The following is a 13,197-nucleotide window of genomic DNA, read 5'->3' as shown; positions in this document are numbered from 1 at the left end:
CGCCCCGATCATAGCGGCCAAATATCATCGATAATAATCTGTAAACTACGGTTGCCGCGAAACTCGTTAATGTCCAGTTTATAAGCCAGTTCTACCTCCCGCACGCCGTTATCCGGCCAACAGGTCGTATCAATATTAAATGCGATGCCATCCAACAGCGGGCCGCCGCCGACAGGCTCCACCATCACCTTGAGGTGGCGCTCGCCCACCAGACGCTGCTGTAGCAGACGGAAACGACCATCGAATAACGGTTCCGGGAACATTTGCCCCCACGGTCCGGCATCCCGCAACAGTTGCGCCACTTCCATAGACATCTCCGCCGCGCTTAATGGACCATCGGAGATCACCTCGCCTTGCAACAGGGCAGGATCGAGCCATTCCGTCACCAGCTCGCCAAAACGTTGCTGAAACTGCTCGAATTTATGCTCTTCCAGCGACAATCCCGCCGCCATAGCATGACCGCCGAACTTGATCATCAGATCAGGGTAAAGCGTATCCAGCCTTTCCAGCGCATCGCGCATATGCAGCCCCTGAATCGATCGGCCTGAGCCTTTTAGCGTGCCGTCGCCCGCAGGCGCAAAGGCGATCACCGGGCGGTGAAAACGCTCTTTAATGCGCGACGCCAGAATTCCGACCACGCCCTGATGCCATTCAGGATGATACATCGCCAGACCGCCCGGAAGCGTTTCACTACTGCGCTCAAGCTTTTCGCACAGGATAAGCGCTTCCGCCTGCATCCCCTGCTCTATTTCTTTGCGCGTCTGGTTAAGCGCATCCAGCTCGCTGGCCAGAACACGCGCTTCGCCGAGGTTGTCGCACAACAGTAACGCCACGCCAACGGACATATCATCCAGCCTGCCGGCGGCATTCAGACGAGGCCCCAACGCGAAGCCTAAATCACTGGCGGCAAGCTGCTGCGGATCGCGATTCGATATCTCCAGCAACGCTTTAATTCCCGGGCGGCATTTCCCGGCACGAATACGACTTAGCCCTTGCCAGGTCAGAATACGGTTGTTAGCGTCCAGCGGCACAACGTCTGCTACCGTTCCCAACGCCACTAAATCCAGCAGCTCCGCCAGATTCGGCGGCGCGATGTTGCGCTCGTCGAACCATCCTTTGTCGCGCAAAAATGTTCGCAACGCCAGCATCAGGTAAAACGCCACGCCGACGCCCGCCAGCGACTTAGACGGGAATTCGCAGCCGCGCAGATTGGGATTAATAATCGCTTCGGCATCCGGCAACGTGTCGCCTGGCAGGTGGTGATCGGTCACGATCACCGGAATCCCCAACGTCTTTGCATGCGCTACGCCGGCGTGGGATGAAATGCCGTTGTCTACGGTGACGATAAGCTGCGCGCCGCGCGCCTTCGCCTGATCGACCACTTCCGGGCTTAAACCGTAGCCGTCTTCAAAGCGATTAGGCACCAGATAACTGATGTTGTCACATCCCAACGCACGCATTCCCAATACGCTTAGCGCAGTACTGGTCGCGCCGTCGGCGTCAAAATCGCCAACAACAATAATGCGGGTACCTTCGCGAAAGGCGTTGTAGAGGATCTCCACCGCGTTATCTATGCCGCTAAGCTGTTGCCAGGGCAGCATTCCTTTCACGCTGCGCTCCAGTTCGCGGGCGCTACGAACGCCCCGGCTGGCATATAAACGTCGTAGTAATGGAGGAAGATCGACGGGGAGTTCCGCCGTCTCATCAGCCTCGCGCCGACGAAGTTGTCTCTGTTGTTTCACGCGTATTATTTACCACTGGTCTGTTTTTGATGCTCATCAAGAAACGCTTTCATCTCTTTCGGTCCCTGATAGCCAGGCACCACATAGCCGTTACTCAATACAATGGCTGGCGTACCGCTAACGCCCAACTGCACGCCCAACGCATAATGATCAGCAATGTTCACGTCACAGCTTGCCGGTTTCACGCCCTTGCCTGCCATGGCGTCATCAAACGCTTTGTTTTTGTCTTTGGCGCACCAGATAGATTTCATATCCTGCTCCGCCTGGCTTTCCAGCCCCTGGCGCGGGAAGGCCAGATAACGTACCGTGATCCCCAGCGCGTTATAATCTTTCATCTCTTCATGTAGCTTATGACAATAGCCGCAGGTGATATCGGTAAAAACAGTAATGACATGTTTCTCATCCGGCGCTTTATAGACGATCATCTCTTTTTCCAGCGCATTTAGCTGGCTCATCAGCAGTTTGTTCGTCACGTTTACCGGATGCGCGCCGCTCACGTCATACATCGGCCCTTGAATAATATGTTTGCCGTCATCAGTGACGTACAGTACGCCGCTGTGAGTGAGGACGGTTTTCATCCCTGCCACTGGCGAGGCCTGAATTTCCGTACTCTGAACGCCCAGCTTAGCCAGCGACTGACGGATAGCCGCATCATCCGCATGGGCCACGCCTGAAAACGCCGCCGCCAGTAAAGTGAACATCATAAAACGCTTTTTCATAAACTATCCTTTCCTGTCAGCACTCATGCCCGCGGATGGTGCTGTTGATGAAGTTGACGCAAACGCTCCGTTGCGACATGCGTATAAATTTGTGTCGTCGAAAGATCGCTATGCCCAAGTAGCATTTGTACAACGCGCAAGTCGGCGCCGTGATTCAGCAAATGCGTGGCGAAAGCGTGACGTAAAACATGCGGCGATAGTTTTTCGCTATCGATTCCAGCCAGTACCGCATAATGTTTAATACGGTGCCAGAAGGTCTGCCGCGTCATCTGTTGCGCACGCTGGCTGGGGAATAATACGTCAATCGATACTCCATTGAGTAACCAGGGACGCCCATGCTCCAGATACGTTTCCAGCCAATATACCGCCTCTTCGCCTAACGGCACCAACCGCTCTTTATTGCCTTTACCGATAACCCGCACCACGCCCTGCCGCAGACTGATATCGCTCATTGTCAGCCCCACCAGTTCCGACACGCGCAAACCGGTGGCATACAGCACTTCCAACATAGCTTTATCGCGCAACTCCAAAGGTTGATCAATAAGCGGCGCCTGCAAGAGCCGCTCAACCTGCGCCTCGCTAAGATCTTTCGGTAAACGCTGCGGAAGCTTAGGCGAGGCCAACTGCGCGCTCGGATCATCCTCACGATACTTTTCACGGTACAGATGCTGGAAAAAGCGCCGCATAGCGCTTAACAGGCGTGCGGAACTGGTCGCTTTGTATCCGCCCTCCACCCGTTCAGCCAGCAGCGTTTGTAAATCATCAGCCTGCGCCGTCGCAAGCGTTTTTCCGCGATGATGCAACCACGCAACGACCATCGATAAATCGCGACGATACGCGCTTAATGTATTTTCCGCCAGATTTCGTTCCAGCCACAGGGCATCCAGAAACTGCTCAATACGCGCTAAATCCTGTTCCATTCGCGCTCCCCACTTCACGCTGACTTTGGGTGCATTATGCCTCATTGTGCCGTGAATGCAGCGATTCTGTTACACTACCCGCAACGCTATAGCAGAATCGAGATGTAACGTAATGAACATGGGTCTTTTTTACGGTTCCAGCACGTGCTACACCGAGATGGCCGCAGAGAAAATTCGCGATATCCTCGGCCCGGAGCTGGTGACATTACATAACCTTAAGGATGACGCCCCCGCCTTAATGGAGCAGTACGACGTGCTCATTTTAGGCATCCCCACCTGGGATTTTGGCGAAATTCAGGAGGACTGGGAAGCCGTCTGGGAGCAACTGGACGATCTCAATCTGGAAGGCAAAATCGTTGCGCTTTACGGTATGGGCGACCAGCTCGGCTACGGTGAGTGGTTCCTGGATGCGCTGGGTATGTTGCATGACAAACTTGCCCTCAAAGGCGTTAAATTTGTCGGCTACTGGCCCACAGAAGGCTACGAATTTACCAGCAATAAACCGGTCATTGCGGATGGGCAACTGTTTGTCGGCCTGGCGCTGGATGAAACGAACCAGTACGATCTCAGCGATGAACGTATACAGACCTGGTGTGAACAAATTCTCGGCGAAATGGCCGAACACTACGCCTGAAACCTTACTCGCTGTATTTCCCTCTCGACGGAACCGCGTTTACGCCGTTCCGTCAGTGTTGGCCTGATATCGGCTGCTGTAACAGTATCCGACGCAACTCACGCCATTCCGCTTCTTCCATGCTATCCGCCGCCAGCCATAAATGCTGATGACGTCCAGACTCTGCGCGTAAACGCAACACCATCCCGCTTTTCAGTAACCAGGGCGGACGCAAGAGCGTCCAGTCCTGCCCCTGCCAGCGTAAGCGGCCGTCCATGAGTAGCTTGATCTCTCCCTGACAGGTATTAATCCTGCGCTGGCTACGTACACAGTCAAACACGACCAGCGACAGTAGTATCATCCATAACGGGGTATAACTCAGCGGCCAGGGCATCAATAAAATCACCGCGGCAACCAGCCCATGAATGAGCAATGAGATCCACTGAGCGCGCCATGAGACGCGTAAATCAGATTGCCACAGGACCACGTTCCCGATTCCGTGTCTGAATGAGTCGGACCATCTGTTCCAGTTCAGCGTCAGCCGGTTTACCGTGATTCATTAACCAGTTAAATAAATCCGGGTCATCACTCTGCAACAAACGGACAAAAATACGCTTTTCTTCATCACTTAAACTATCGTACTCATGTTCAAAAAACGGCATGATGGAAATATCAAGTTCGCGCATACCGCGACGACATGCCCAGTGAATACGTGCTTTATTGTGAATATCCATGTTCTTCCTGCCTCGCGAAAATGAAGTACCGGGCTATTGTAACGTGTTTTTGGCGTTGTTTTACGGGAATCTCAGTAATCTGGAACGCGATCGCGAAATAAAAGGCTGGGAATCAATATGTTCATCCATTTTGGATACCGCCTCGCAAAACGATCAATCCGCTCTCAATGGGCTATTTAAAGCACTTGCAATGACCGATGGCTCTTTTACCATTAACCATTATTGTTGCAGCTAACCAGGACATTATTTATGGCTTTTATCTCCTTTCCACCACGTCATCCTTCATCGTCAGCCCGCCTGCCGCTGACGCTGATCGCGCTTGACGACTGGGCGCTGTCGACCATTACCGGCGTAGACAGTGAAAAGTATATTCAGGGCCAGGTCACCGCTGACGTAAGCCAGATGACTGAACAGCAACACCTTCTCGCCGCCCACTGCGATGCTAAAGGTAAGATGTGGAGCACTCTGCGCCTGTTCCGTGAGCACGACGGTTTCGCCTGGATTGAACGCCGTAGCGTGCGTGAAGCACAATTAACGGAGCTGAAAAAGTACGCCGTATTTTCCAAAGTGGTCATCGCGCCGGATGACGAACGCGTATTGCTTGGCGTGGCAGGTTTTCAGGCCCGCGCGGCGCTGGCTAATGTCTTTAGCGAACTGCCCAATAGCGAAAATCAGGTGGTCAGAGACGGCGCCTCCACGCTGCTATGGTTTGAACATCCTGCGGAACGATTCCTGCTTGTCACCGATGTCGCGACGGCCAACATGTTAACGGAGAAGTTGCATGGCGAAGCCGAACTGAATAACAGTCAACAGTGGCTGGCGTTGGATATTGAAGCAGGCATTCCGGTGATTGACGCGGCGAACAGCGGTCAGTTTATCCCCCAGGCGACTAACCTACAGGCGCTGGGCGGCATCAGCTTCAAGAAAGGCTGCTACACCGGGCAGGAGATGGTCGCACGGGCAAAATTCCGCGGCGCCAATAAACGCGCGCTTTGGTTGCTGGCGGGCAAAGCCAGCCGGGTACCGGAAGCAGGAGAAGATCTGGAGCTACAGATGGGCGAGAACTGGCGTCGTACCGGCGCTATTCTGGCGGCGACGCAGTTAGACGACGGTCAGTTACTGGTTCAGGCCGTCATGAATAACGATTTAGAAGCCGAAAGCGTCTTCCGCGTTCGCGACGATGCCAACACCCTGCATATCGTCCCGCTGCCTTACTCGTTGGAAGAGTGATATCACGTTAAAAGCCGGATAGCCTGATAGCGCAACGCCATCAGGCTCGCACGTGCTGTTCTCGTAGGCCGGATAAGGTACGACAGCGCCGCCATCCGGCACGGGCATCCGGGAATTACGCCTGTCCCACATACAAATAGATGGCCAGGAAGTGGCACACGCTGCCGCCCAGCACAAAACCATGCCAGATGGCGTGGTTATAAGGTATGCGTTTGCAAACATAGAAAATTACGCCTAGCGAGTAAACGACGCCACCTACCGCCAGCAGCGTCACGCCGCCTATCGCCAGCTTAATCGCCAACTGATAAACCACTATCAACGACAGCCAGCCCATTGCCAGATACGTAACCAGTGAAAGCACTTTAAATCGGTGCGCAATCGTCAACTTGAAGAGGATACCGAATAGCGCCAGGCTCCAGATCACAATCATTAGTCCGCGCGCCAGCGGCGAATCCAGACCTACCAGCAGAAATGGCGTATAGGTTCCGGCAATGAGCAGATAGATAGCGCAGTGATCAAATTTCTTTAACCAGATTTTTGCCCGCTGATGAGGAATGGCATGATAAAGCGTTGAGGCAAGAAAAAGCAGGATCATGCTCCCGCCATATAAACTGTAGCTGGCGATAGCCGTCATACCCGCATTCGCCTCTACCGCCTGAACCAACAACAGCACCAGGCCGACAATACCAAATACCAATCCAATGCCGTGGCTAATACTGTTGGCGATTTCCTCAGCCAGCGAATATCCCTGCGTCATTAATGGTTTTTGCACCATAACTTACTCCGGAGAAACGTTCATAACGATGAACTGCGCCTCTAGCGTAACTGAGAATGGTTCCAGTGAACACATGTTAGCTAAAATAAATTCGCAAAATTAAATTTTGTTTATTATTCAATAAGTTAATTACAAAAACTCAACTAACACGCGTTCATATTTATCAAAGGCATTTAAAATCAATCACATAAAATTGCGTCTGGTTGGGATAGATTTCAGCAATGACCCGTTTCAGCTCATCAAGCGACATATTTTCCTGTTGCGCATGTTTTTCGTTCAGCGTATCCAGCGTCACAGTTGACGTTCCTGTCACTTCGATTGTGCAAAAATAGCCATCATCTTCGAACCGTCCCACGCGTAGCACATCGCCTGCTTTAAAGTGGGACTCGGAGGCATCACGAATAGTGATGGTTTTACGCCCTGCCAGAATGTCATTCTGGAAACGTTGAAAGAAAGTAATGTCGTTTGGCTGCATGTGGTTATCCCCTGAATATGCCCCGTTGAAGTGAATGCTACGATCTGAATATGTTCTTGTCCCGACACGCGAGCATCCTGGAATTTTGCGTACGCTTTACATGCCACTTGGTGCAGAATGAATGATAACAGACTAAATAAATTGAGATTATGCAACAATGAGAAAACTCACCTTGCCAAAAGATTTTTTATGGGGCGGCGCGGTTGCTGCACACCAGGTTGAAGGCGGCTGGAATAAAGACGGTAAAGGCCCCAGCATCTGCGACGTGCTAACCGGCGGCGCACACGGCGTGCCACGCGAAATCACCCAGAATGTCGTTGCTGGCAAATACTATCCGAACCACGAGGCGGTGGATTTTTACGGACATTACAAAGAAGACATCCGTCTTTTCGCCGAAATGGGGTTCAAATGCTTCCGTACCTCTATTGCCTGGACGCGTATCTTCCCGAATGGCGACGAATCCCAGCCAAACGAGGCCGGTCTGAAATTCTACGACGACATGTTTGATGAGTTACTCAAATACAACATCGAACCGGTCATTACCCTTTCTCACTTTGAAATGCCATTACATCTGGTACAGCACTACGGCGGCTGGACCAATCGTAAGGTCGTTGATTTCTTTGTCCGTTTTGCTGAAGTCGTGTTTGAACGCTACAAACATAAGGTCAAATACTGGATGACCTTCAACGAAATTAACAACCAGCGAAACTGGCGCGCGCCGCTGTTTGGCTACTGCTGTTCCGGCGTAGTGTATACCGAGCATGAGAATCCAGAAGAAACCATGTATCAGGTCTTACATCATCAGTTTGTCGCCAGCGCGCTGGCGGTAAAAGCGGCACGTCGTATTAATCCACAGATGAAAGTTGGCTGTATGCTGGCGATGGTCGCGCTGTATCCTTTCTCCTGTAAACCAGAAGATGTGATGTTTGCTCAGGAATCGATGCGTGAACGCTACGTCTTTACCGATGTGCAGCTGCGCGGCTATTACCCGTCCTATGTGTTGAACGAGTGGGAGCGCCGCGGATTTAACATCAAAATGGAAGATGGCGATCTTGAAGTGCTGCGCGAAGGCACCTGCGATTATCTTGGTTTCAGTTATTACATGACCAACGCGGTCAAAGCCGAAGGCGGTAGCGGCGATGCGATTTCCGGTTTTGAAGGCAGCGTACCGAACCCCTATGTTAAAGCATCTGACTGGGGCTGGCAGATTGACCCGGTGGGCCTGCGTTATTCATTGTGTGAACTGTACGAACGCTATCAAAAGCCGCTGTTTATTGTCGAAAACGGTTTTGGTGCTTACGACAAAGTAGAAGAAGATGGCAGCATCAACGACGACTACCGAATTGACTACCTGCGCGCCCATATTGAAGAGATGAAAAAAGCGGTCACTTACGATGGTGTCGACCTGATGGGCTACACGCCGTGGGGCTGCATCGACTGCGTGTCGTTCACCACCGGTCAGTACAGCAAGCGCTACGGCTTCATCTACGTGAACAAGCACGATGACGGTACGGGCGATATGTCGCGTTCGCGTAAGAAGAGCTTCAACTGGTACAAAGAGGTGATTGCCAGCAACGGCGAGAAGCTTTAACTCCTGCACGTTACCCGCCAGTCGGCGGGTAACACTTTGAACGAGTCTTACCAGGTCTTACCTATTTTAAATTCCCAGCGTACATCTTCCATTTTGGTTGGCGACTTCGCTTCCTGCATTACCGGGAAGAAGGCTCCGGCACCAAACCATAATTTCAGTGAATCGACGGCAATATTAAATGACGGACCAACAACCCATTCGGTAGTTCCAGAATGGTTATTAATTACGCTGCCATTAGACAGTTTTTTCGTTCCAGAGGCATTATTGCTGTAGGCACTTTCCAGACCAAGATCCAGCGGTAAATCGCTAAACATATACCGCACCTGGGTATTCCACTGGAATTCGTTACCTCGTTTCACGTCCTGGTTACCGCGCTCAAATGGTCCCTGATATACAAAACCCATATCCCCTTTAATGTTAGGAGTAAATAATTTTGTTAAAGTGAGTGTTACTCTTCCTCCCCAGGCGCTATTCCCAGGCAAATGATTATCTCCATCTTGCCCGGTGGGTAGTAATACTGCCCCACCTACCGTAACCCAAAACGGATCACCTCTTCGCTGGCTCATTAAAGCATAATTGACCCCCACCGATTGGTCGCCCATTCCCTCTATGTGCTCAGGAGACAGATTGTCTCGTTTGTTATTGATATAGGAACCCACAGTTGATAATTCCAGTCTGTCGGTCAAACCGTAACGAATCTTCAATAACCATATCTGGGAGTAAACATCCGGACTTCCGTGCCCCTCGATTTGATGATCTTTATCGCGAAATGAGCTATTCACGGCGGTTAATAACTTTCCTTCCGGCAATACTGAACCACCAGAAATAGCGGTATTAACTGGTGCACCTAATAGACTACTGGGATTATTTTCTCCGTTAGCTGCCATTGCATTCATTAATAGAAAATATGTCATTAATGGCAGAAATATAAATCGTTTCATTATTCCCTCCAGGTATAAAAAACAAAGCGCTAAGTTAATAAATATTTACGTTATTTATGCTTATTTTTAATTTATAATTTAAATTAATAACTTGATGAATTTAATATACGGAAATTTTTGTAACTATATTGAGAGGTAAATAACGATTCCGGAGAGAAACTATTTGTAACCACATGTAAATATACTGTGTTGTTTTGATTAAATAACAGCAAGGTAAAAATGATGCACAATGAATCATTAGACTCTAAAAAACCGGTAATTTAATTCTGGCTAATACACTGATACAAACGCCAGGTTGCCTGACAGGAGCCAACGATTTACTGTAATATATTGAATTAGTAACACTTTGTAGCCTGAATAAGGCACTCACACTGCATCCGACATAAACAAAGCGCACTTTATTAACAAGCTGAAAAGGCGCCGAAGCGCCTTTAGAAAACAGTCGAATCAGTAAATTACTGGTAGTCGCTAATCGGTACGCAGGAGCAGAACAGGTTACGGTCGCCATAAACATCATCCAGACGTTTCACCGTCGGCCAGTATTTGTCTGCCACGCCTGCCGGGAATACGGCAACTTCACGGCTGTACGGATGCGCCCACTCGGCGACCAGTTCGCTCTGAATGTGCGGCGCGTTCACCAGCGGGTTATCTTCCAGCGGCCAGACACCCGCTTTCACCTGGTCAATCTCTGCGCGAATAGCCAGCATCGCATCGATAAAGCGATCCAGCTCAGCCTTACCTTCAGATTCCGTCGGCTCTACCATCAGCGTGCCCGCCACCGGGAACGACATGGTTGGCGCATGGAAACCGTAGTCGATCAGACGCTTGGCAATATCCAGCTCGCTGATGCCGGTTTCTTCTTTCAATGGGCGAATATCAAGAATACATTCGTGCGCCACACGGCCATCGCGACCAGTATACAGTACCGGATAGGCATCTTTCAGACGGCTGGCAATGTAGTTAGCGTTAAGAATCGCGACCTGACTTGCCTGCTTCAGGCCTTCTGCGCCCATCATGCGGATGTACATCCAGCTGATTGGCAGGATAGAGGCACTACCGAACGGCGCCGCAGAAACCGCGCCCTGACGGGTTAACATGCCTTCGATTTGCACCACGCTATGGCCCGGTACGAACGGTGCCAGATGCGCTTTCACGCCGATCGGTCCCATGCCTGGGCCACCGCCGCCGTGCGGAATGCAGAAAGTTTTATGCAGGTTAAGATGCGAAACGTCCGCGCCAATAAAGCCCGGTGAGGTAATGCCGACCTGAGCGTTCATGTTCGCGCCGTCAAGGTAAACCTGACCGCCGAACTGGTGCACAACTTCACACACCTCACGGATCGTTTCTTCATACACGCCGTGGGTGGACGGATAGGTCACCATGATGCAAGAAAGGTTCGCAGCATGTTGTTCTGCTTTTGCCCGCAGATCGTCCAGGTCGATGTTGCCGTTCTTATCACAGGCGACTACCACCACCTGCATTCCTGCCATATGTGCAGAAGCAGGGTTAGTGCCGTGAGCAGAGGCCGGAATCAGGCAGATATCGCGATGCCCTTCGTTGCGGCTTTCGTGATAGTGACGAATCGCCAGCAGCCCCGCGTATTCCCCCTGTGCGCCGGAGTTAGGCTGCATACAGACAGCGTCGTACCCGGTGAGTTTCACCAGCCAGTCAGAAAGCTGGCTAATCATCTGATGATATCCTTCCGCCTGTTCCGGCGGGCAGAACGGATGCAGTTCAGCGAATTCCGGCCAGGTGATAGGGATCATCTCGGCGGCGGCGTTCAGCTTCATGGTGCAGGAACCCAGCGGGATCATCGCCTGATTCAGCGCCAGATCTTTACGCTCCAGCGAGTGCATATAGCGCATCATCTCGGTTTCGCTGTGGTAACGGTTAAATACCGGATGCGTCAGAATCGCATCGTCACGCAGCATACTTTGCTGAATGGAACGGCTATCAAGCGCCACGTCTTTATCCAGTGTTTCAATGTTCAGACCGTGGCTGTCGCCCAGCAAAACATTGAACAACTGCGCCACATTCTCACGGGTGGTGGTTTCATCAAGGGTAATACCCACCGCGTTATGAATATCGCTGCGCAGATTGATCTCTGCCGCTTCCGCACGCGCCAGTACCGCAGCTTTATCAGCTACTTCCACACACAGCGTGTCAAAGTAGTGCGCATGACGCAGCTTTAAGCCTTTCTGTTGCAGACCTGCCGCCAGAATATCGGTCAGGCGGTGGATACGATTCGCAATGCGTTTCAGGCCAACCGGTCCATGATAAACGGCATACAGACTGGCGATGTTAGCCAGCAGTACCTGCGAGGTACAAATGTTGGAGTTCGCTTTCTCACGGCGGATATGCTGCTCGCGAGTCTGCATCGCCATGCGCAGTGCGGTATTGCCCGCCGCATCTTTTGAGACGCCGATAATACGGCCTGGCATGGAGCGTTTAAATTCGTCTTTGGCGGCAAAGAACGCCGCGTGCGGGCCACCGTACCCCATCGGTACGCCGAAGCGTTGCGCAGAGCCGAAAACAATGTCCGCGCCCTGTTTACCCGGCGCGGTAAGCAGCACCAGCGCCATAAAGTCGGCGGCGACGCTGACAATCACTTTACGGGCTTTGAGTTCGCTAATCAGCGCGCTGTAATCGTGAATTTCGCCCGTGGAGCCAACCTGCTGCAACAGCACGCCAAACACATCCTGGTGATCCAATGCTTTCGCCGCGTCATCCACAATGACGTCAAAGCCAAAGGTTTCGGCACGCGTACGCACGACGTCCAGAGTTTGCGGATGGACATCAGAGGCGACAAAGAACCGGTTGGCATTTTTCAATTTGCTGACGCGCTTTGCCATCGCCATCGCTTCAGCGGCGGCGGTCGCTTCATCCAGCAGCGAGGCGGAAGCCATGTCCAGCCCCGTCAGGTCCAGCGTCACCTGTTGGAAGTTGAGCAGCGCTTCCAGACGCCCCTGAGAGACTTCCGGCTGATAAGGGGTGTAGGCGGTATACCAGCCTGGATTTTCCAGCATGTTGCGCAGGATAACCGGCGGTAGCTGCACGGCGGTGTAGCCCATGCCAATATAGGACGTGAAGCGCTTGTTACGCCCGGCGATGGCTTTTAATTCCGCCAGTGCGGCATATTCGGTTGCCGCCTCGCCAACCTGCGGCGGAGTCGCGAGCTGAATGTCTTTCGGCACAATCTGACCTGTCAGCGCGTTTAACGACTCGGCGCCAACCGCATTCAGCATCTCTTGCTGCTGCGCGGCGTCCGGTCCGATGTGGCGTTCAATGAAAGCGCCGCGGTTTTCAAGCTGGCTTAACGTCTGTGTCATGGGCGATGGTTCCTGAAACGTGCAGTGAATCGTGATTGTCTCTAACTCAATTGCCCGGTGGCGCTGACGCTTACCGGGCCTACGCGTGCGAAAACGAATACGCAAAATCATTCGCGTTGCAGTGAGTA

At 52.0% G+C, this 13,197-nt stretch carries 12 protein-coding genes; 3 read left to right on the top strand and 9 right to left on the bottom strand.

Features of this window, described 5'->3' with window-relative positions:
- Nucleotides 1–8: 8 nt before the first annotated feature.
- Genes recJ through xerD form a run of 3 tightly spaced genes read right to left on the bottom strand, consistent with a single transcriptional unit; the run spans nucleotide 9 to nucleotide 3,381 of the window.
- Nucleotides 9–1,742: a single-stranded-DNA-specific exonuclease RecJ gene (gene recJ, locus EOS98_RS04200; RefSeq protein ID WP_064012850.1), complete on the bottom strand. Its 1,734-nt coding sequence runs from the start codon at nucleotides 1,740–1,742 to the stop codon at nucleotides 9–11.
- A gap of 5 nt (nucleotides 1,743–1,747) precedes the next feature.
- Nucleotides 1,748–2,461 (bottom strand): bifunctional protein-disulfide isomerase/oxidoreductase DsbC, encoded by a 714-nt coding sequence (dsbC, locus tag EOS98_RS04195; protein ID WP_000745614.1) that lies wholly within the window; start codon nucleotides 2,459–2,461, stop codon nucleotides 1,748–1,750.
- Between the two features lie 23 nt (nucleotides 2,462–2,484).
- A complete protein-coding gene (xerD, locus tag EOS98_RS04190) occupies nucleotides 2,485–3,381 on the bottom strand; it encodes a site-specific tyrosine recombinase XerD (RefSeq protein WP_000434302.1) in 897 nt (298 codons plus the stop codon).
- Between the two features lie 112 nt (nucleotides 3,382–3,493).
- On the opposite strand from xerD, the gene fldB reads away from it, so the two are divergent.
- Entirely contained in the window at nucleotides 3,494–4,015 is a 522-nt protein-coding gene (fldB, locus tag EOS98_RS04185; RefSeq protein WP_001055885.1) for a flavodoxin FldB, read from the top strand.
- Between the two features lie 52 nt (nucleotides 4,016–4,067).
- Here fldB and EOS98_RS04180 read toward each other — a convergent pair whose 3' ends face one another.
- Nucleotides 4,068–4,481 carry a protein YgfX gene (locus EOS98_RS04180; protein ID WP_000244756.1) on the bottom strand — a complete coding sequence of 138 codons (414 nt, stop codon included), beginning with the start codon at nucleotides 4,479–4,481 and terminating at the stop codon, nucleotides 4,068–4,070.
- Nucleotides 4,462–4,728 carry an FAD assembly factor SdhE gene (gene sdhE, locus EOS98_RS04175; protein WP_000351186.1) on the bottom strand — a complete coding sequence of 89 codons (267 nt, stop codon included), beginning with the start codon at nucleotides 4,726–4,728 and terminating at the stop codon, nucleotides 4,462–4,464. Before sdhE ends, EOS98_RS04180 begins: the two co-directional genes overlap by 20 nt.
- Nucleotides 4,729–4,977: 249 nt before the next feature.
- Here sdhE and ygfZ point away from each other — a divergent pair, with 249 nt between their 5' ends.
- Entirely contained in the window at nucleotides 4,978–5,958 is a 981-nt protein-coding gene (gene ygfZ / locus EOS98_RS04170; protein ID WP_023254245.1) for a tRNA-modifying protein YgfZ, read from the top strand.
- A 115-nt stretch (nucleotides 5,959–6,073) separates the two neighbouring features.
- Here the strand turns inward: ygfZ and trhA are convergent, their stop codons facing one another.
- Together trhA and yqfB are read right to left on the bottom strand one after the other, a co-directional pair.
- Entirely contained in the window at nucleotides 6,074–6,733 is a 660-nt protein-coding gene (gene trhA / locus EOS98_RS04160) for a PAQR family membrane homeostasis protein TrhA (RefSeq protein WP_000250289.1), read from the bottom strand.
- 163 nt (nucleotides 6,734–6,896) lie between these two features.
- Complete coding sequence (gene yqfB / locus EOS98_RS04155; RefSeq protein WP_001182976.1) at nucleotides 6,897–7,208, bottom strand: N(4)-acetylcytidine aminohydrolase; 312 nt, start codon at nucleotides 7,206–7,208, stop codon at nucleotides 6,897–6,899.
- Nucleotides 7,209–7,365: 157 nt separating this feature from the next.
- Between yqfB and bglA the strand changes: the two genes are divergently transcribed.
- A complete protein-coding gene (gene bglA / locus EOS98_RS04150; protein ID WP_001230141.1) occupies nucleotides 7,366–8,799 on the top strand; it encodes a 6-phospho-beta-glucosidase BglA in 1,434 nt (477 codons plus the stop codon).
- A gap of 47 nt (nucleotides 8,800–8,846) precedes the next feature.
- Here bglA and EOS98_RS04145 read toward each other — a convergent pair whose 3' ends face one another.
- Together EOS98_RS04145 and gcvP are read right to left on the bottom strand one after the other, a co-directional pair.
- Entirely contained in the window at nucleotides 8,847–9,740 is an 894-nt protein-coding gene (locus EOS98_RS04145) for a transporter (RefSeq protein ID WP_126523847.1), read from the bottom strand.
- Between the two features lie 455 nt (nucleotides 9,741–10,195).
- Nucleotides 10,196–13,069: an aminomethyl-transferring glycine dehydrogenase gene (gcvP, locus tag EOS98_RS04135; protein ID WP_000194964.1), complete on the bottom strand. Its 2,874-nt coding sequence runs from the start codon at nucleotides 13,067–13,069 to the stop codon at nucleotides 10,196–10,198.
- Between the last annotated feature and the right edge of the window lie 128 nt (nucleotides 13,070–13,197).

The organism is Salmonella sp. SSDFZ69 (assembly GCF_004010755.1).
GTDB lineage: Bacteria > Pseudomonadota > Gammaproteobacteria > Enterobacterales > Enterobacteriaceae > Salmonella > Salmonella enterica.
The sequence above is the reverse complement of the archived record's forward strand: the minus strand, read 5'-3'. Positions and strand labels throughout refer to the sequence as shown.

Coding starts and splice junctions, on each gene's coding strand:
- dsbC (WP_000745614.1), bottom strand. CDS start 2,461: ATGAAAAAGCGTTTTATGATGTTCACTTTACTGGCGGCGGCGTTTTCA.
- xerD (WP_000434302.1), bottom strand. CDS start 3,381: ATGGAACAGGATTTAGCGCGTATTGAGCAGTTTCTGGATGCCCTGTGG.
- fldB (WP_001055885.1), top strand. CDS start 3,494: ATGAACATGGGTCTTTTTTACGGTTCCAGCACGTGCTACACCGAGATG.
- sdhE (WP_000351186.1), bottom strand. CDS start 4,728: ATGGATATTCACAATAAAGCACGTATTCACTGGGCATGTCGTCGCGGT.
- ygfZ (WP_023254245.1), top strand. CDS start 4,978: ATGGCTTTTATCTCCTTTCCACCACGTCATCCTTCATCGTCAGCCCGC.
- trhA (WP_000250289.1), bottom strand. CDS start 6,733: ATGGTGCAAAAACCATTAATGACGCAGGGATATTCGCTGGCTGAGGAA.
- yqfB (WP_001182976.1), bottom strand. CDS start 7,208: ATGCAGCCAAACGACATTACTTTCTTTCAACGTTTCCAGAATGACATT.
- bglA (WP_001230141.1), top strand. CDS start 7,366: ATGAGAAAACTCACCTTGCCAAAAGATTTTTTATGGGGCGGCGCGGTT.
- EOS98_RS04145 (WP_126523847.1), bottom strand. CDS start 9,740: ATGAAACGATTTATATTTCTGCCATTAATGACATATTTTCTATTAATG.
- gcvP (WP_000194964.1), bottom strand. CDS start 13,069: ATGACACAGACGTTAAGCCAGCTTGAAAACCGCGGCGCTTTCATTGAA.